Origin of the sequence: Streptomyces sp. TLI_053 (genome assembly GCF_900105395.1) — a bacterium.
In the GTDB taxonomy this organism is placed as follows: Bacteria; Actinomycetota; Actinomycetes; order Streptomycetales; family Streptomycetaceae; genus Kitasatospora.
Map to the genome: position 1 here is coordinate 6,548,450 of NZ_LT629775.1, position 18,127 is coordinate 6,566,576.

The window sequence follows — 18,127 nt, forward strand, 5'->3', positions numbered from 1 at the left end:
CGCAGCGTCGTCGCCCGGGCCCCGTTCCGTCACCGACGGGCGGGGCCCGGGACTGATCCACAGGGTTTCCGGTTCCATTCAATGTATGGAGTTGGCCGGAAACCGCCCGTGGCACGGCCGGAAAGGAGAGGTGTCGCCCCCGTCGGGCCCCGGAGCGGGTCCCCCGGGGCGGGGCCGCACCCTGAGCGCTGGTCAGTGCCTGCGGGGGGTGAGCAAACCTTTTGGCCGATATGAAAACGATCGTCGGATGTTAGTACGGGTGTAACACTCCTGACCTTCCGGCAGATGTACGGCCCGGTAGCTAATCGGCCAATCCATGGCATGCATCTGTCATTAACGGCTCGTTTGCTGCCACGATTCCTCCGGCTGCAGACGAGGGGGCCCCACCCCCCGGTGCAGCTGTCCGAGGTCAGGAACAGCGCGATCCCCCTGCCGAAACGCTCGACCACCTTGCTCCGCAACCGCACCCGCGCCGCGCACCGGCGGCGGGGGCCCCCACTGAGTCGCAACCCTGCGACCAGGTTCTGTCCACCGCCCGCGAACCCCGCGGCGGTCGGAAAAGGAGTCCGCATGTCCCGTTACGCCCACGCCCGGAAGGCAGCGGTTGTCATGGCCGCCACCACCGCGCTGCTGGTCACCGGTTTCCCGGTCATCGCGCAGGCGGTCACCCCGGACGCGCCGGCCGCCGTTGCCGCGCAGCAGGCGAGCCGCGCCGAGCTGATCGCCTCGGCGAACCAGCAGACCGCCGGCCTCGCCCAGGCCCTGGGCCTGAGCGCGAACGAGAAGCTGGTCACCAAGGACGTCGTCCAGGACACCAACGGTGCCCGCCACCTGCGCTACGAGCGCACCTACGCCGGCCTGCCGGTGCTCGGCGGCGACCTGATCGTCCACCAGGACGCGACCGGTGCCACCACGGGCGTGACCAAGGCCAGCGAGGCCGTGCTGACCGGCATCGAGACCACGCCGAAGCTCGCCGCCCCGAAGGCGCAGGAGGCCGCGCTGGCCGCCGAGGCCGGCTCCGCGCTCGACAAGGCCCCGACCCTGGTCGTGTGGGCCGGCGACGGGACCCCGAAGCTCGCCTGGCAGACCACCGTCACCGGCAAGGAGTCGGACGGCACCCCGAGCCGCCTCCGGGTCGTCACCGACGCCACCACCGGCGCCGTGCTGGGCAAGACCGAGGCCATCAAGACCGGCACCGGCACCGGCGTCTTCGTCGGCAACGTCCCGCTGACCACCACCCAGAGCGGCTCCACGTACCAGCTCAAGGACGCCAGCCGCGGCGGGCAGTACACCACCGACATGGGCAACCGGACCACCGGCAACGGGACCCTGTTCACCCGCTCCACCGACACCTGGGGCAACGGCCAGGCCAGCAACCGCGAGTCGGCCGCCGTCGACGCCCAGTACGGTGTCGCCGCCACCTGGGACTTCTACAAGGCCACCTTCGGCCGCAACGGCATCCGCAACGACGGTGTCGGCGCCTTCAGCCGGGTCCACTACGACACCGGCTACGTCAACGCCTTCTGGGACGACGACTGCTTCTGCATGACCTACGGCGACGGCCAGGGCGACACCCACCCGCTCACCGAGCTGGACGTCGCGGGCCACGAGATGAGCCACGGCGTCACCTCCGCCACCGCCAACCTCAACTACTCCGGCGAGTCCGGCGGCCTCAACGAGGCCACCTCGGACATCTTCGGCAACGCGGTCGAGTTCTACGCCAACCTGCCGAAGGACAACCCGGACTACCTGGTCGGCGAGCTCATCGACATCAACGGCAACGGCACGCCGCTGCGCTACATGGACAAGCCCTCCAAGGACGGCGGCTCGGCCGACTCCTGGTACTCGGGCGTCGGCAACCTGGACGTGCACTACTCGTCCGGTGTCGCCAACCACTTCTTCTACCTGCTGGCGGAGGGCAGCGGCGCCAAGGTGATCAACGGCGTCAGCTACAACAGCCCGACCACCAACAACATCACCGTCACCGGCATCGGCCGGGACAAGGCGCTGCAGATCTGGTACAAGGCGCTGACCTCGTACATGACCTCCACCACCAACTTCGCCCAGGCCCGCACCGCCACGGAGAACGCCGCCAAGGCCCTCTACGGCGACGGCAGCCCCGAGCTGATCGCGGTCGGCACCGCCTGGGCGGGCGTCAACGTCGGCACCGTGCCCCCGAACCCGGGCGGCGTCACCGTCACCAGCCCGGGCAACCAGAGCACCAAGATCGGCACCGCCGTCAACCTGGCGATCAAGGCCAGCGGCGGCACCGCCCCGCTCAGCTACTCGGCCACCGGTCTGCCGGCCGGCCTGTCGATCAACGCCTCGACCGGCGTGATCACCGGCACCCCGACCACCAAGGGCACCTCCAACGTCACCGTGACGGCGAAGGACTCGGCGAACAAGACCGGTTCGGCCAGCTTCACCTGGGCGGTCACCGACACCACCAGCACCTGCACCCCGGCGCAGCTGCTCGGCAACGCGGGCTTCGAGACGGGCACGGCCGCGCCGTGGACCGCCTCCAGCGGCGTGATCGACAAGTCGGCCTCGCAGGCCCCGCACGGTGGCACCTGGAAGTCCTGGCTGAACGGCTACGGCTCCACCCACACCGACACGCTGTCCCAGACGGTCTCCATCCCGACCGGCTGCACGGCGACGCTGAGCTTCTACCTGCACATCGACACCGGTGAGTCCGGCAGCACCCAGTACGACAAGCTGACGGTCCAGGTCAACGGCACCACGCTGAAGACCTACTCCAACGTGGACGCGGCCGCGGGCTACCAGCTGCGGACCTTCGACCTGTCGGCCTACGCGGGCCAGACGGTGACCCTGAAGTTCACCGGCACCGAGGACTCCTCGCTGCAGACCAGCTTCGTGATCGACGACACCTCGATCGCCACGAGCTGACCCGGCGCCGGTGAACCCGGCGGAAACCAGGTAAGACAGGGCAGGGCCCGGCGGGTGCGACCGCCGGGCCCTGTGTCGTGGGCGGGTGCGGGGGTGGGTCCTTGCCGAGGGTGTCCGGTTCCGGTGGTGGCGGCCGTGAGGTTCCGGAAACCGTGCGGTCACCCCGGGGCAACCGGCGGGCAACACGAAACACCCGCGAAACGTGTCCGTCCGCGACCCGAAATCCGTCCCCGCCACACTTCCGGCACCTGCTCCCGTACGCAGCCCTCCGGAGGACCCCATGCCCCTGGCCGCTCCGCCCGCCGCGGCCCTGGCCGCCGACGTGCCGTCGGGGATCGACACCGGCGACACCGCCTGGCTGCTCGCCGCCACCGCACTGGTGCTGCTGATGACCCCGGGCCTGGCACTGTTCTACGGCGGCATGGTCCGCGCCAAGAGCGTGCTCAACATGATCATGATGAGCTTCGTCTCGATCGCGGTGGTCACCGTGGTGTGGCTGCTGGCCGGCTACTCGCTCGCCTTCGGCCCGGACGCCGGCGGCTGGGGCCTGATCGGCGGCCTCGACCACCTGGGGATGGCCGGGATCACGCCCGCCTCCGTCACCGGCACCGTCCCCACCGTGCTGTTCGCGACCTTCCAGCTGACCTTCGCGATCATCACCGCCGCGCTGATCAGCGGCGCCATCGCGGACCGGGCCAGGTTCGGCGCCTGGGTGGCGTTCACCGCCGTCTGGACGCTGCTGGTCTATGTGCCGGTCGCGCACTGGGTGTTCGCGCCCGGCGGCTGGATCCTGGCCCGGCTGGGCGCGCTGGACTTCGCCGGCGGCACCGTGGTCGAGGTCAACTGCGGGGCGAGCGGCCTGGCCCTGGCGCTGCTGCTCGGGCCCCGGATCGGCTTCCGCAAGGAGGCGATGCGCCCGCACAGCCTGCCGCTGGTGCTGCTCGGCGCGGGCCTGCTCTGGTTCGGCTGGTTCGGCTTCAACGCCGGTTCGGCGCTGGGCGCCAACGGCCTGGCCGCCTCCGCCCTGCTCAACACCCAGGCGGCCGGCTGCGCCGGGCTGCTCGGCTGGCTGCTGGTCGAGAAGCGCCGGGACGGCCACGCCACCACCCTCGGCGCGGCCTCCGGCGCGGTGGCGGGCCTGGTGGCGATCACGCCGTCCTGCGGCAGCGTCGACCTGCTCGGGGCCCTGGTGATCGGGCTGGCGGCGGGCGTGGTCTGCTCGTACGCGGTGAGCTGGAAGTTCCGCTTCGGCTTCGACGACTCGCTGGACGTGGTGGGCGTGCACTTCGTGGCCGGGGCGATCGGCACCGTGCTGATCGGCCTCTTCGCCACCGCCGCGATGACCGGTGGCGCCACGGGACTGCTGCACGGCGGCGGGTTCGGGCAGTTGGGGCGTCAGCTGGTGGCGGTCGCCGCCGTCGCGGTCTACGCCTTCGCGGTCACCTACGGCATCGGGCGGGCGATCGAGCGGGTGATGGGTTTCCGGGCCGGGGAGGAGGACGAACTCACCGGCCTGGACCTCGCCGTGCACGCCGAGACCGCGTACGATCACGGCGTCCTGGGCCACGGTGTGCTGGGGCAGGGGCCCGTCCCGGCCCGTCCCGCCACCAGTGCGCCCGCGCACCCGTCCGACAAGGCGTCCTCCGCATGAAGCTGGTCACCGCGATCGTGAAGCCGTTCAAGCTGGACGAGGTCAAGCGCGCGCTGAAGGCCGCCGGGGTGCACGGACTGACCGTCAGCGAGGCCAGCGGGTACGGCCGCCAGCACGGGCACACCGAGGTGTACCGGGGTGCCGAGTACCGGATCGACCTGGTGCCCAAGGTGCGGATCGAGGTCGTCGTCGAGGACGAGGACGCGGACCTGGTGATCGAGGCGGTGGTCCGGGCCGCCCGGACCGGGAAGATCGGCGACGGCAAGGTGTGGGCGGTCCCGGTGGAGACCGTGGTCCGGGTGCGCACCGGCGAGCGCGGGCCCGACGCGGTCTGACGCGGTCTGGCGCGCACGGCCCGACGGCCACGGTCCGACGGAGCGGCGGTCGTCCGGCCATGGAGTTCGTCCACGACCTTTTCATGTCCGCGGAAACCTTTCTCCCATCCCCTTGACGGGTCCTGGTGGCGACCCTAAGTTCGGCGCAGCACATTTCCTGAAAGTTTCAGCAAGCTTTCATCAGCGGTACCCCGGCTGCCCCACCCCAGCCACCCCCCACAGGAGACAACGTGGTCACCACCGTTCCCGCTCCCCGTCGGCCTGCCCGCAGAACCGGTCCCGTCCGCAGCGCCCGGCCCGTTCGCGCGGCCGGCGCTCTCGGCGCCTCGGCGGCCCTCGCCCTCTCGCTCACCGCCACCCTCGGCACCGCCCCCGCCGCGCAGGCCGCTCCGCCCGGCGGCGGGAAGGACGTCACGGCGACCCTCTTCGAGTGGCGCTTCGACTCGGTCGCCAAGGCCTGCACCGACACCCTCGGCCCGAAGGGCTACGGCTTCGTCGAGGTCTCGCCGCCCCAGGAGCACATCCAGGGCAGCCAGTGGTGGACCTCCTACCAGCCGGTGAGCTACCGGATAGCCGGGCGCCTCGGCGACCGGACGGCCTTCAAGAACATGATCGACACCTGCCACGCGGCCGGCGTCAAGGTGATCGCCGACTCGGTGATCAACCACATGTCGGCGGGTTCCGGCACAGGCACCGGCGGCACCGCGTACGGCAAGTACACCTATCCCGGGTACTACCAGGACCAGGACTTCCACTCCTGCCGCCGGGCGATCGCCAACTACAACGACCGCTCCGACGTGCAGAACTGCGAGCTGGTCAACCTCTCCGACCTGGACACCGGCAGCGCCTACGTCCAGCGGACGATCGCGGCCTACCTGAACGACCTCGCCTCGCTCGGGGTCGACGGCTACCGGATCGACGCCGCCAAGCACATCGCCGCCGCCGACCTCGCCGCCATCAAGGCCAGGACGGCGAACCCGCAGGCCTACTGGGTGCAGGAGGTCATCTACGGCGCCGGCGAGCCGGTCCAGCCGTCCGAGTACACCGGCACCGGCGACGTCGACGAGTTCCGCTCCGGCACCTGGCTGAAGAGCGCCTTCCAGGGCGGCCGGATCGCCGACCTGTCCGGCTGGGGCGGCGGCCTGCTGCCCACCGACAAGGCCCGCACCTTCGTCGACAACTGGGACACCGAGCGCAACGGGTCCACGCTGACCTACAAGGACGGCTCCGCCTACACCCTGGCCAACGTCTTCGTGCTGGCCCACCCCTACGGCTCGCCCAACGTCTACTCCGGCTACGCCTTCACCGGCCACGACGACGGTCCGCCGAACGGCGGCAGCGTCAACGCCTGCTACCAGGACGGCTGGAACTGCACCCACGCCTGGCGGCAGGTGGCCAACATGGTCGGCTTCCGCAACGCGGTGGCCGGCACCGGTCTCACCGACTGGTGGTCCGACGGCAGCAACGCGATCGCCTTCGGGCGCGGCGGCAAGGGCTTCGTGGTGATCAACCGGGAGGGCGGCGCGATCAGCCGGACCTTCCAGACCTCGCTGCCGGCCGGCTCGTACTGCGACGTCCAGCACGGCGACCCGGCGGCCGGCGGGTGCACCGGACCGTCCTACACCGTCGGCACGGACGGCCGCTTCACCGCCACCGTCGGCGCCGGCGACGCGGTCGCGCTGTACGTCGGAGCGCCCGGCGGCGGCACCGCGGTGACCGGTGGCGCGTCCTTCGCCGTCAACGCGACCACCAGCTGGGGGCAGAACCTCTACGTGGTCGGGGACAACCCGGCCCTCGGTGCCTGGGACCCGGCCGCCGCGCTGCCGCTCTCCTCGGCCGCCTACCCGGTCTGGAAGCTCGACCTCCCGCTGCCCGCCGGCACCGCCTTCGCCTACAAGTACGTCCGCAAGGACGCCTCGGGCGCGGTCACCTGGGAGTCCGGGGCCAACCGGACCGCGACGGTGCCCGCCTCGGGCAAGGTGGTGCTGAACGACACCTGGCGCCCGTAGCGGCACGGGACGCGGCGGCACGGGACGTGCCGCGGTGGGGGCGCCCGTCAGCCTGGTGCGACGGGCATCCCCCCTACGAGTGGACCGGTGGCCTCAAACCCATTTCGGCGGGTGAACGCTGTCAGCATCGCGGAATGAGCACCACCCCCGTCGTCCTCGACCTCGAACTCTGCGGCGGCCGCTGGGACGGCCACCGCAAGCGCGTCCACGCCGCGGCCCCGCCGCCCTCGCTGCGGATGGCGCTGCGGACCGAACTGCCCGCCGCCGAGGCGGGCGAGTACTGGCCGACCACCAGCGTCTACCTGCTGGTCGAGGAGGGCGGTGGACGTCGTTACCGGCACTCCCACGACGAGTAGCCGTCAGGGCGGGGCCGGTCGTCGGCCGAGGGCCGACCGGCTGCGGTTCCCCGCCGTCGGTCCGGCCGTCGGCTCCGGGCCGTCGGCTCTGGGGTGTCGCCTCCGGTCGTCGGCCCTCGTCGCCGGCTCAGCCGCGGCCGACGTACGGCATGGTGGTCGCCATCACGGTGGCGAACTGCACATTGGCCTCCAGCGGCAGTTCCGCCATGTGCCGCACGGTGCGGGCCACATCGGCGACGTCCATGGTCGGCTCCACCGCGATCCGCCCGTCCGCCTGCCGGACGCCCAGGCTCATCGCGGCCGTCATGTCGGTGGCCGCGTTGCCGATGTCGATCTGCCCGCAGGCGATCCGGTACGGGCGGCCGTCCAGTGACAGCGACTTGGTCAGCCCGGTCACGGCGTGCTTGGTCGCGGTGTAGGCCACCGACTGCGGGCGCGGCACATGCGCGGAGATCGAGCCGTTGTTGATGATCCGGCCGCCCTGCGGACGCTGCGCCCGCATCTGCCGGAACGCCGCGCGGGCGCACAGGAACGCGCCGGTCAGGTTGAGGTCCACCACGGCCCGCCACTCGGCGATGTCCAGCTCGTCCACGGCGGCCGGGGCACCGAAGGTACCGGCGTTGTTGAACAGCAGGTCCACTCGTCCGAAGCGCTCGACGGCCGCCGTGAACAGCGCGTCCACGGCCGCCGGATCGGTGACGTCGGTCGGTACCACGGCGGCCTCGGTCCCGGTTCCGGCCCCGGCCCCGACGCCGCTCAGCCGGGCGGTCTCGCGCAGCGGCTCCGCCCGCCGGCCGGCGAGCACCAGTCGCCAGCCACCGGCGGCCAGTTCCCGCGCGACGGCCCGGCCGACGCCGCTCCCGGCTCCGGTGACAACGGCGATCTGTTCCAGCATGGCGGACTCCTCGGGCTCGCGGCGGCTGGCCCGATCGTTCCCGATCCCCGCCCCCGGCGTCACTGGTACGAGTGTCCAAGACCCGGGCCGCGCGGTCGCCGCTCGCTCGTTCGGGCGGTTCCGGCGGTCGGCGGTGGACGGGCCCGCGGTGGTCCTGAGGGCGGTCCCGGGGGAGGGGTCCGGCCCCGGCCCGGCGCATCCCCGCCGACCGGCGGGGGGTGCCACCCCGCCGGTCGGCAGGGCCCGGTGGAGGCTTTACTCGATCGGGAACAAACATTGGATCGGTGCAGGCCGGAGCGCAACCGGCCGGGGGCGGCCCACGTCATAAGATCGCAGGACGGCACGCCGCCGCGCAGGGCGGCGCCCAGCCTCCCGGGGGTCCCGCAGACAGTCGCGCCCCGGGCCTGTCCGGCCCCACCCGGGGGCCACCGCCCGGCTCCGTGGAGCGGGCGCGACACCGGTCGGAGAGTTCTCACCGTGCAGCCGCAGTCCTTCCGTTTCCGCGCCGTGCTGACCGGTGCCACCGCCTTCACCCTGGCCGCCGCGCTCGCGGCCTGCGGTAGTACGGACGGCGGGAACAAGGGCGATTCTGCGAAGGCCGGCGGCAAGGGCGCGGCGACGGCCACCGGCTCCGCGTCCTCGTCCGCGGCCTCCTCGGCGCCCGGCACCTCGGCGCCCGGTTCCTCCGCGCCCGGGTCCGCCGCCCCGGGCTCCCCGGCGGCCGGTTCGACCTCGGCGGCGCCGGTCCCGGCCGCCGGGTCCGGCAAGGTGCTGATGCCCACCGGCCCGCAGGCCGCGTTCGGCAAGGCCAGGGACACCGCCGCGGGCCAGATCATGATGACCACCCTGGCCGGTCCCAAGTCCGGGGTCTCCGGCAAGGTCTGGGTCTGGCTCCCCCCGGAGTACAACGACCCGAAGTACGCGAAGACCGGCTTCCCCGTGCTCACCCTGTACGCGGGCGGCCAGAGCGCGGGCTACAACACCTGGACCGACAACCAGCTGCCGATCCAGGAGGTCGACGCCGACCTCGCCAAGCAGGGCAAGGCCCACCCCTTCATCATGATCATGCCGGTGCAGAACCTCGACTCCAACGAGGCCAAGGCGCTGGAGTGCGCCGACATCCCGGGCCAGCCCAAGATCGGCACCTGGATGGCCGAGGACATCCCCGACTTCGTGCGCGCCAACTTCCGCACGGTGAAGGGCCGCGACGGCTGGGGTCTGATGGGTGCCTCCACCGGTGCGTTCTGCAGCGCGAAGCTGGCTCTGCAGCACCCGGACAAGTTCAAGGCCGCCGTGCCGATCGACGGCTACTTCAACCCCGACTCGCCGCTCTGGAAGGGCTACGAGAACGACCGCCAGGCCAACAGCCCCGACCTGCTGGTCGCCCAGGGCAAGGCCGACGTCAGGATGCTGGCGACCGCCGGCGGGGCCAACGCGTACGAGATGAAGCTGGTCAAGGCGTGGGTCGCCAAGGCCGCGCCGCCGCTCACCGTCGAGTACTACGAGCAGCCCGGCGGGAAGCACCTGACCACCGACTTCAAGAAGATGATCCCGGACACCCTGCAGTGGCTCACCAAGAACCTCGCGGGGCCGCAGAGCGACTGAGGCACCTGGGGCGTCAGGAGCAGCGGGGTCACCTGGAGCACCGGGAGCTCGGGGCACTCGGGGTGCTCGGGGCCCGGACCAGGAGCGGAGCGGACCGGCCGATCGCATCGGCCGGTCCGCTCCGCCGTTTTCGGCTCGCCGCGGCTTCCCGCCGCCGGCTGCCAGTTGCCGCCGCTTCCGGCGCGCCGTCCCGGCGTCGTCCCGCGCCGGTCGTGGCGGTCGTGGCGGTCGTGGCGGAATGTTGCGCCGCGTTCGCCGCCGCGCCCACCGAAGCGGGTCGAACGGCCGCTGAGCTGCACGTCAATCGGACATTGATTCGCCTCTGATGTCCTCTCATCACCCTGGTGGGAGTGCCAGCCCACCACTTCCGCCAGGTCGTGCCAGCCCTGCCCGAGACGTGAAGAGAGTTCCATGCCCAGCCACCTGCTGCCCGTAGCGTCCCCGGTGTCCCCGGCCGTGCCCACCCAGGGCGGCCCCGTGCACGACCGCACCGCCGACGAGGAGCCGCAGGCCTTCCGCTTCGCCGGCCTGCGGCTGGTGCACTCCGCACTCCGCCGCGACCTCGCCAGGCTGCCCAACGCCCTCCGGCTGCTGCAGCCCGGCGAGGACGAGAAGGGCGCCGCGCTGCTGCGCCACTGGACCTTCGTCACCGCCGTGCTGTCCTGCCACCACGAGCAGCAGGACACCCGGATCTGGCCGATCGTCCGCCGGTTCGCCCCCGAGCTGCGGCTGCTGCTCAACTGGCTGGAGTCGGACCACCACAACCTCGACCACTCGTTCACCCGGGTGACCACCCTGGTCCGGATCGCCAGCCGGGACACCGGTTCGGTGTGGCCGGTGGCCTACGCGATCGAGGACCTCGCCGCCCGGCTGGAGACCCATCTGCGGGTCGAGGAGCGCCAGTTGCTGCCGCGGATGGAGCTGGTCTTCACGGAGAACTCGCGGGTGGGCAGCCTGCCCGAGCTGCTCGACGTGATGCACTCCGCCGACGGCCCGGGCACGCCGGACGCGCTCGCCTGGCTGCTGGACGGTGTCGAGCCGGCGCTGGTCGAGCGGCTGCTCGCCGACTGCGACGACCTCGTGGCCCGGCACTGGCCGCACTGGCAGGCGACGTACCAGCGGTGCACGGCGCCGCTGTGGGGTCCGCCCGAGGCCTGGGACGCGGCCGGGGAGTGAGCCCCGGGGCTTTTGCGGCGCTTCGGTCTACGCGCGTGGCAGGTGCCTCTGGCGTATGCCGTCGTCCCGCCTCCGCACCCGCCCCCGACAGGCCGTCCGGTGCGGCGGGTTCAGTGCAGGCCGAGGCGGCCCAGGTAGCCCGGCAGGTCGGCGGGGTCGTGGGTGGCCAGGCCCAGGTAGCCGTCCGGCCGGACGACGAACAGGCCCGGTCCGTACACCCGCTCGGTGACGCCGCCGTCGATCCGGTGCCCGCGCACGCCGGCGGGCAGTTCGGGCAGGGCGCGGCCGACCGCGAGCACGGTGACGTGCGGGCCGCGGAACAGCTCGAAGAGCCGTCGTGCCGGCCCGGAGCCGTCGTCCGCCGTGCTGTTCGCGGTGTCGTCCGCCGCGTCGCCCAGTGGCGCGTCCGGGGCCCGCTCCCCGGCCCGCAGCGCGCCCTCGGCCAGGCCGGGGCGTGCCTCGACGGTCAACGGGCCGTCCTCGTAGCCGAGCCCGAGCTGTTCGGTGCGCGGGCCGCGCCGCAGTCCGCCGGCCCGGACCCCGCCCGCGTGGTGCAGCCGGGTGGAGATCTCCAGTACGTCGGCGGCGATCGGCAGCCGCTCCTCCTCGTAGCTGTCCAGCAGGGCCTCGTCGGCGCCGTGCCGCAGCACCTGGCCGAGCTTCCAGCCCAGGTTGTACGCGTCCTGGACGCTGGTGTTGAGGCCCTGGCCGCCGGCCGGGGAGTGGATGTGCGCGGCGTCGCCGGCCAGGAAGACCCGGCCCTCCCGGAACCGCTCGGCGAGCGCCGTGCGCGGCCGGAAGCCGGAGGCCCAGTGCACCCGGCCGAGCGCCGACTCCGGCAGGTGGGTGCGGGCCACGACGGTCCGTCGCACGCCCTCCGGCGAGGTGTCGGGCTCCTCCGGGCCGCTCTCCCGGCTGTTCTCCCGGCCGCCCCCCGTTCCGCCCGCTGCCGCGCCTCCCCCGTCGAACCGGGCGAACAGCTGGAACGCGGTGGTGCTCGGCAGCGGGCAGAGCAGCAGCGGGCCGCCGGGTGCCTTCGGCCAGACGTGCCAGTTCCCGCGGTCCAGGCCGTCGATCTCCAGGTCGGCGACCAGGGCGGGGTGCGGGTCGACCGGTCCGCCCGCCATCGGGATGCCCACCGCCCGGCGGACGGTGGAGCGACCGCCGTCGGCGGCGACCAGGTAGCGGGCGGAGACGGTCCGTTCGGCGCCGTCGGGGCCGGTCAGCCGGGCCTCGACCCGGTCCGGGTACTGCTCGAGGCCGCTCAGCGCGGTGCCGAGGACGACCTCGCCGCCGAGTTCGCGCAGCCGCTCGTGCAGCAGCTCCTGGGTGCGCCACTGCGGGAGCATCCAGACCGACGGGTACGGCACGGTCGGGTCCGGCTCGGCCCGCCCGGGGCCCCCGACGAGGTCCCACTCGCCCTGCCGCTCGCCGTCCTCCCAGTTCAGCATCCGGGGGTAGGGGCGGCCGGCGGCACGGACGGCGGTGAGCAGGCCGAGGTCCTCGAAGACCTCCTGGGTCCGGGGCTGGAGCCCCTTGCCGCGCGAGCCGGGGAACAGCGCTCCGGCCTGCTCGACCAGCAGTGCGGAGACTCCGCGCCGGGCGAGGTCGCAGGCGAGGGTCAGGCCGGTCGGGCCGGCGCCGACGACGAGCACGTCGGTCCGGGTCGGGGCGTGCGCCATCGCACACTCTCCTTAACGTCGTTAAGTTGCTGACGTCCGGAAGCATGGGCTTAACGGTGTTAAGTTGTCAATGCCGCGCGGTCGAAACCGGACGGCAGTGCCGCACGGTCGAAATGCACGGTCGTACCGGGCGGTCGTACCGGACGCCCCGTCGTCGCGAGGGCGGCCGGCCACCACGGAAGGAAGGGCGCGACATGCCGCCGAAGCTGGACCGCGCCCAGGTGGTCGACGCCGCCCTGCGGCTGCTCGACGAGACCGGGCTGGAGGGGCTCACCCTGCGCCGGATCGCCACCGGGCTGGACGTCAAGGCACCCGCGCTGTACTGGCACTTCGCCAACAAGCAGGCGCTGCTGGACGAGATGGCCACCGAGATGCTCCGCCGGATGCACGCCGGGCCGGTCGCCGTCCCGGCGGACTGGCAGGAGGCGATCACCGCCACCTGTCGCACCCTGCGCAGCGGGCTGCTCGGCTACCGGGACGGCGCCAAGGTCTTCAGCGGCACCCGGCTCACCGACTACGGGCACGCCGAGGGGCAGGAGGTGCTGCTGACCGCGTTCCGTCGGGCCGGGTTCGAACTCGCCGACGCCGTCCTGGCCTTCACCACCGCGTACGCGTTCACGGTCGGGTTCGTGATCGAGGAGCAGGCCGTCCACCCGGTGCCGGGGGAGCGGGCCCCCGGCTACGACCCGGACCGGCGGGCCGCCGCCATCGACCCCGGGCACCCGCTCGCCGCGGCCGCGAGCCCGGCGCTCTTCGGGGACTTCGAGCGGCGCTTCGAGCGCGGTCTGGCGATCGTCGTGGCCGGCATCGGGGCCACGCTCCGCCCGGAGTCATCGTCGATGGAACCGTCCTGACCGGCAACTCCCGCTTTCCCCTAGGGGATTGACCCCGCACGGCGTCCGGGTGGCGGTGGGCCGGAGGGTCGGGGGAGGGCCAGGGGCCGGGTACCGCCGACGGCCGATGGCCGGTCGGCGGCCCGCGCCTACCGTCGGAACCATGACGAGTGCACCCGCGAACCCGCCCCCGGAGCACCGCCCCGGACCCCGCTCCACCGACCTGCCCGCCGGCCGGCCTGCTCGCCGATCCGCGGGCCTTCGCGCCGGTCTTCCCAGCGGTCTTCCCATCGGCTCTTCCGCCGGTGTTCCCACCGGCCGCCGTCGGAGGCCGGTCGTCCGGTCGGCCGCCCTCGCGGTCGGTGCCGCGCTGCTGCTGGGCAGCGGCCTCACCGCCTGCAAGGGCGGCGTCTCGCTCTGCCTCCACGACGACAGCTGCGATGTCGCCGTCCGCACCGACAAGGCCGACGGCACCCACACGGTCGAGGTGTTCGGCGGCGACAAGGCCGTGACCCTCACCGTGGGCCGGATCACCGACACCACGGCCGAGGTCAAGCTCGGCGAGGAGACCAGGACCCTCACCGAGGACGTCGAGACCACCGTCGGCTCCGCGAGGATCACCCTGCGCCACGCCGATGCGCACGACCACACCGCCGAACTCCACGTCGTCCGCTGACCGCCCGTCGGCCCGGGCGGCACCCGGCCGTCGGGCCGGTGCGGGCCGGGGCGCCCGCGGGGTGCCGCGGAGTGCCGCTACTCCGGCAGTCGGTTGAGCCAGCTGATCGGCGTGACCGCGATCGCCGTCTCCGGCGTACCGTCCCACTCCGCGGGCAGCCCGGCCGCCGTCAGTGCCGCCACCACCGCGCGCCCGACCTCGGTCGTGCGCCGCACGGCGGCCTCCGTCGACTCGCCGTCCAGCTGGAACCCGCCGTACCGCAGCATCAACGCACCACCCTCGGCGGCCCGTTCGGTGTCCTGCTGGTGGAAGAACACGAACCCCCGCGAGTCCTCCTCGGCCTCGCCCCCGATCTCGGCGTAACCGCAACTCGCACAGCAGGTGAAGTCCATCGCGGCGACGATGCCCAGCTCCTCCAGGGCGTCGAAGGCGGCCTCCAGCCGGTCGACGTCGGTCGTCCCCGGCCAGGTGGCCTGCTCCTCCAACCGCTCCCGCCACAGCGGAGCGACGATCCGCTCCGCCTCCTCCATCGTCAGTCCCTGGTCGTCGAGGACCTCGACCAGGGACTCGGCTATCTCGTCCGGCTCCTGGAAGCCGCACCGGATCAGTTCGCGGGCCCGCTCCCCGGCGTCCCGCAGTACCTCGTCGGCAAGGGTGCTCTGTACGGTCTGCTGGTCCATACCCGCATCCAAGCACCCGCCTCCGACAACGGCCGCCGCGTCCGGACCGCTGCTACCGTCCCCCGGTGACCTCGCTTCTGCAGCCTCCGCTGATCACCCGTCTGCTCGCCGCCGAACGCGTCCTGATCGCCGGAGCCGGCGGTGGGTTCGACGTCTACGCGGGCCTGCCGCTCGCCCTCGCCCTGCGGTCCGCGGGCAAGGAGGTGCACCTGGCCAACCTCTCCTTCAGCGAGCTCCACGCCCTTCCCGCCGAGGTCTGGCAGGAGCCCGACCTGGCTCTGGTCCGGCCCGACACCCCCGCCCCGGAGGGCTACTTCCCCGAGCGGACGCTCGCCCGCTGGCTCCGGCTGCACGGCATGCCCGACCAGGTCTGGGCGTTCCCCCGGACCGGGGTGCAGCCGCTGCGCGCCGCCTACCGGTCCCTGGTCGACCGCCTCGGCGTCGACGCCGTCCTGCTGGTCGACGGCGGCACCGACATCCTGATGCGCGGCGACGAGGTGGGCCTCGGGACACCGGAGGAGGACATGACCAGCCTCGCCGCCGTCGCCGGGCTCACCGGCATCCCCGAACGGCTGGTCGCCTGCCTCGGTTTCGGCATCGACGCCTACCACGGCGTGAACCACTCCCTGGTCCTGGAGAACCTCGCCGCGATCGACCGGGCCGGCGGCTACCTCGGCGCCTTCTCCGTCCCGCGCGACAGCCGGGAGGGGAAGCTCTACCTGGACGCCGTGGAGCACGCCCGGGCGGCGTTCCCCGAGCACCCGAGCATCGTCCAGGGCTCGGTGGCGGCGGCGCTGCGCGGCCTGTTCGGCGACGTCCGGTTCACCGACCGCACCAGGGGCGGCAAGCTCTTCGTCAATCCGCTGATGACGCTCTACTTCGGGGTCACCGTGGAGGCGCTGGCCGCCGAGCACCGCTACCTCGACCGGCTCGAACCGACGGTACTGATGCGCCAGGTCGCCACCGTCATCAGCGACTTCCAGGAATCGCTGCCCGTCCGGCGGCCACCGCGGCAGTTCCCCCACTGACGCCCCCCGGGGCCGGCCGCCGGGCCCGCGCGACCGTCCCGTCCCGTCCCGGGCGGGACGGCCGGAGGTCAGCCGCCGGCGAGGCGGAACTCCAGGTTGCCGAAGCGCACCTGGTCGCCGGGGCGGACCCGGATGCCACCGACGATCCGGTACCCGTTCACATGGGTGCCGTTCGTCGAACCGAGGTCGTACAGGACCCAGCCGTCGCCCTCCCGGCGCAGCTCGGCGTGGTGCCGCGAGACCGACGCGTCGTTCAGCCGCAGCCCGGACCCGGGGAACCGGCCGATCGTCAACTGCCCGCCCCCGGTGTGGGGGAGGCTCAGGCCGGGCAGCCGCTCGGCCCGCCAGGCCCCGCCCAGCCGCACGCCGAACGCGGAGACCCGGCCCACCGCGCGCAGCACGAACCGTCCGACCGGGTTCCCGGCCGGCAGGTCGGCCATCACGGACTTCAGCTCCGCGCGGCTGCTCGCCCGGAGGACGAGGTCCAGCCGGCCGAGAAAGGTGTCGTGCGACAGCCGGCCGTTCCCGGCGCCCTCCCGCAACGCGTCGAGGGCCCGCTCCCGCTCGGCCTCCGACGGCCGGACCACCTGTGTCCGGTTCTCACGCGACATCATGGACCGATTCTCGGCCGCCCCCGCCCGGGCTGTCCAGATTCCCCGGGCCACCGGTCCGTCGCTTCGCCACCGGCGCCGCCGGTCCGCCGCGGGGCTCAGGTCTTCCGCGCGGCCGCCACGATCTTGACCGTGGTGTGCAGGAACCGCGCGGTCGCCGACCCCTGGTAGGACTTCCCGAAGAGGTTGGCGGGGGTGACCCATTTCCCGTTCCTCAGGTGCACCACGACGAACGCGGTGCCGGGATCGGCGCCGAGCACCTCGTAGTCGCCCTTCGGCGAGGTGTAGGGGAGGGGGAAGTCCGCGGGCAGCGGCTCGGAGAGGAAGTTCACCGTGAGCCGGACGTCCGGCGTGACCTCCACCCCCGCGAACGGTTCGGCGTCCAGCAGTGCCTGGACCTCGTCCACCGTGCGCAGCAGCACCGGCACCGGGAAACCCAGCTGCTCGGCCAGGTGCCGCTCGATCCGTCCGGTCAGCGCGGCCCGGGCCGCCGCGTCGGTGGCCCCGGCGGTGAAGAACACGTTGCCGCTCTGGATGTAGGAGCCGACGCGCTCCAGGCCCAGCTCGGCGAAGAGCGCGCGCAGCCGCTCCATCCGTACCGTCCGGCCGCCCACGTTCACGGCGCGCAGGAAGGCGATGTAGGTGGTCGTAGTGGTCACCCGGCCAGTGTGGCACCGGGCACCGACACCGCGCGGCGCCGCGCGACGCCGGGTGAGGGCGCGCGACGTCGGACGACGGGAACGGAGGGCGGCGCCGCGCGACGGCACGCCCGGCGGTTGTCGGTGCCCGGTGCCACACTGGCGGCATGGCTACCTGGCAGGATTTCGAGCAGGAGGCGCCGGACCTCGCCCCCGCGGTGCGGGCCCGCTTCGAGGCCAACAAGCACCACGTCCTGGCGACGCTGCGCAGCGACGGGTCACCCCGGGTGAGCGGTATCGAGGTGAACTTCTTCGGGGCGGACGTCCTGCTCGGCTCGATGCGCGACGCGATGAAGGTGCGGGACCTCCGCCGCGACGCCCGCTTCGCGCTGCACAGCAACCCGAGCGACGAGACGCTGGCCGGCGGGGACTCCAAGCTCTCCGGCCACGCCGTGGAGATCACCGACGAGGCCGAGCGCGCCGCCTACGAGGCCGAGCTCCCGGAGCCGCCGCCCGGCCCCTACGACGCCTTCCGGCTGGAGCTGGAGCAGGTCGTGCACACCACCGTCGAGGGGGACGCGGTGCGGATCGCCTCCTGGCGGCCGGGCGAGCCGGTGCGGCGGTTCGAGCGCCGCTGACACCCGGCGGCCGGTACCGCCCGGTTCCGGCCGCCGTCGCCCCTACGGCAGGACGGAGCGGACCGCCTCCGGGGTGCGCGCCACCACGGCGTGCCCGTCGTCCGCGGTGATGATCGGGCGCTGGATCAGGATCGGGTGCTCTGCCATCGCAGCCAGCCAGCCAGCCCGGTCACCGGCCTCCCGGCCCCACTGCTTCATGCCGAGGTCCTTCGCCACGGGCTCCTCGGTCCGGGCGATGTCCCACGGTTCCAGGCCCAGCCGTACCAGCACCTGCTCCAGCTCGGCGACGGTCGGCGGGTCCTCCAGGTAGCGCCGGACGGTGAACTCGGCGCCCGCGCCGGTCAGCTCGTTCAGTGCGCTGCGGCACTTCCCGCAGCGCGGGTTGATCCAGATCTCCATCCCACCAG

Annotated in this window: 17 protein-coding genes; 11 read left to right on the plus strand and 6 right to left on the minus strand. The window is 73.0% G+C overall.

Annotated elements, in window-relative coordinates:
* Positions 1-570 precede the first annotated feature (570 nt).
* From BLU95_RS27145 to BLU95_RS27165, 5 genes are all read left to right on the plus strand, one after another.
* A complete protein-coding gene (locus tag BLU95_RS27145; RefSeq protein ID WP_093862276.1) occupies positions 571-2,907 on the plus strand; it encodes a M4 family metallopeptidase in 2,337 nt (778 codons plus the stop codon).
* Between the two features lie 280 nt (positions 2,908-3,187).
* A complete protein-coding gene (locus BLU95_RS27150) occupies positions 3,188-4,558 on the plus strand; it encodes an ammonium transporter (protein WP_093862277.1) in 1,371 nt (456 codons plus the stop codon).
* Positions 4,555-4,893 carry a P-II family nitrogen regulator gene (locus BLU95_RS27155; protein WP_093862278.1) on the plus strand — a complete coding sequence of 113 codons (339 nt, stop codon included), beginning with the start codon at positions 4,555-4,557 and terminating at the stop codon, positions 4,891-4,893. The genes BLU95_RS27150 and BLU95_RS27155 overlap by 4 nt, the downstream gene beginning before the upstream one ends.
* 230 nt (positions 4,894-5,123) lie before the next feature.
* A complete protein-coding gene (locus BLU95_RS27160) occupies positions 5,124-6,902 on the plus strand; it encodes a carbohydrate-binding module family 20 domain-containing protein (RefSeq protein WP_093862279.1) in 1,779 nt (592 codons plus the stop codon).
* Positions 6,903-7,036: 134 nt separating this feature from the next.
* Positions 7,037-7,258, plus strand: coding sequence for a hypothetical protein (locus BLU95_RS27165; protein ID WP_030391569.1), 222 nt, complete (start codon positions 7,037-7,039; stop codon positions 7,256-7,258).
* A gap of 127 nt (positions 7,259-7,385) precedes the next feature.
* On the opposite strand, the gene BLU95_RS27170 is transcribed toward BLU95_RS27165, so the two are convergent.
* Positions 7,386-8,153: an SDR family oxidoreductase gene (locus tag BLU95_RS27170; RefSeq protein ID WP_093862280.1), complete on the minus strand. Its 768-nt coding sequence runs from the start codon at positions 8,151-8,153 to the stop codon at positions 7,386-7,388.
* 477 nt (positions 8,154-8,630) lie between these two features.
* Between BLU95_RS27170 and BLU95_RS27175 the strand changes: the two genes are divergently transcribed.
* Both BLU95_RS27175 and BLU95_RS27180 read left to right on the plus strand, forming a co-directional pair.
* Complete coding sequence (locus tag BLU95_RS27175; protein ID WP_231977807.1) at positions 8,631-9,758, plus strand: alpha/beta hydrolase; 1,128 nt, start codon at positions 8,631-8,633, stop codon at positions 9,756-9,758.
* A gap of 411 nt (positions 9,759-10,169) precedes the next feature.
* The gene (locus tag BLU95_RS27180; protein WP_093862281.1) at positions 10,170-10,934 is read left to right on the plus strand and encodes a hemerythrin domain-containing protein; all 765 of its coding nucleotides are present in this window, start codon (positions 10,170-10,172) and stop codon (positions 10,932-10,934) included.
* A 110-nt stretch (positions 10,935-11,044) separates the two neighbouring features.
* Here the strand turns inward: BLU95_RS27180 and BLU95_RS27185 are convergent, their stop codons facing one another.
* Positions 11,045-12,616: an FAD-dependent monooxygenase gene (locus BLU95_RS27185; protein ID WP_093862282.1), complete on the minus strand. Its 1,572-nt coding sequence runs from the start codon at positions 12,614-12,616 to the stop codon at positions 11,045-11,047.
* Between the two features lie 194 nt (positions 12,617-12,810).
* Between BLU95_RS27185 and BLU95_RS27190 the strand changes: the two genes are divergently transcribed.
* Both BLU95_RS27190 and BLU95_RS27195 read left to right on the plus strand, forming a co-directional pair.
* A complete protein-coding gene (locus tag BLU95_RS27190) occupies positions 12,811-13,470 on the plus strand; it encodes a TetR/AcrR family transcriptional regulator C-terminal domain-containing protein (RefSeq protein WP_093862283.1) in 660 nt (219 codons plus the stop codon).
* 142 nt (positions 13,471-13,612) lie between these two features.
* Entirely contained in the window at positions 13,613-14,125 is a 513-nt protein-coding gene (locus BLU95_RS27195; protein WP_093862284.1) for a hypothetical protein, read from the plus strand.
* Between the two features lie 77 nt (positions 14,126-14,202).
* Here BLU95_RS27195 and BLU95_RS27200 read toward each other — a convergent pair whose 3' ends face one another.
* Positions 14,203-14,805, minus strand: coding sequence for a DUF6891 domain-containing protein (locus tag BLU95_RS27200; RefSeq protein WP_093862285.1), 603 nt, complete (start codon positions 14,803-14,805; stop codon positions 14,203-14,205).
* 65 nt (positions 14,806-14,870) lie between these two features.
* On the opposite strand from BLU95_RS27200, the gene BLU95_RS27205 reads away from it, so the two are divergent.
* Positions 14,871-15,833 (plus strand): DUF1152 domain-containing protein, encoded by a 963-nt coding sequence (locus BLU95_RS27205; protein ID WP_093862286.1) that lies wholly within the window; start codon positions 14,871-14,873, stop codon positions 15,831-15,833.
* A 68-nt stretch (positions 15,834-15,901) separates the two neighbouring features.
* Here BLU95_RS27205 and BLU95_RS27210 read toward each other — a convergent pair whose 3' ends face one another.
* Entirely contained in the window at positions 15,902-16,447 is a 546-nt protein-coding gene (locus BLU95_RS27210) for an FHA domain-containing protein (protein ID WP_093862287.1), read from the minus strand.
* A gap of 95 nt (positions 16,448-16,542) precedes the next feature.
* Complete coding sequence (locus BLU95_RS27215; protein WP_093862288.1) at positions 16,543-17,103, minus strand: DUF1697 domain-containing protein; 561 nt, start codon at positions 17,101-17,103, stop codon at positions 16,543-16,545.
* A 146-nt stretch (positions 17,104-17,249) separates the two neighbouring features.
* On the opposite strand from BLU95_RS27215, the gene BLU95_RS27220 reads away from it, so the two are divergent.
* Complete coding sequence (locus tag BLU95_RS27220; RefSeq protein WP_093862289.1) at positions 17,250-17,720, plus strand: pyridoxamine 5'-phosphate oxidase family protein; 471 nt, start codon at positions 17,250-17,252, stop codon at positions 17,718-17,720.
* A gap of 42 nt (positions 17,721-17,762) precedes the next feature.
* Here BLU95_RS27220 and BLU95_RS27225 read toward each other — a convergent pair whose 3' ends face one another.
* Complete coding sequence (locus tag BLU95_RS27225; RefSeq protein WP_093862290.1) at positions 17,763-18,119, minus strand: arsenate reductase family protein; 357 nt, start codon at positions 18,117-18,119, stop codon at positions 17,763-17,765.
* Between the last annotated feature and the right edge of the window lie 8 nt (positions 18,120-18,127).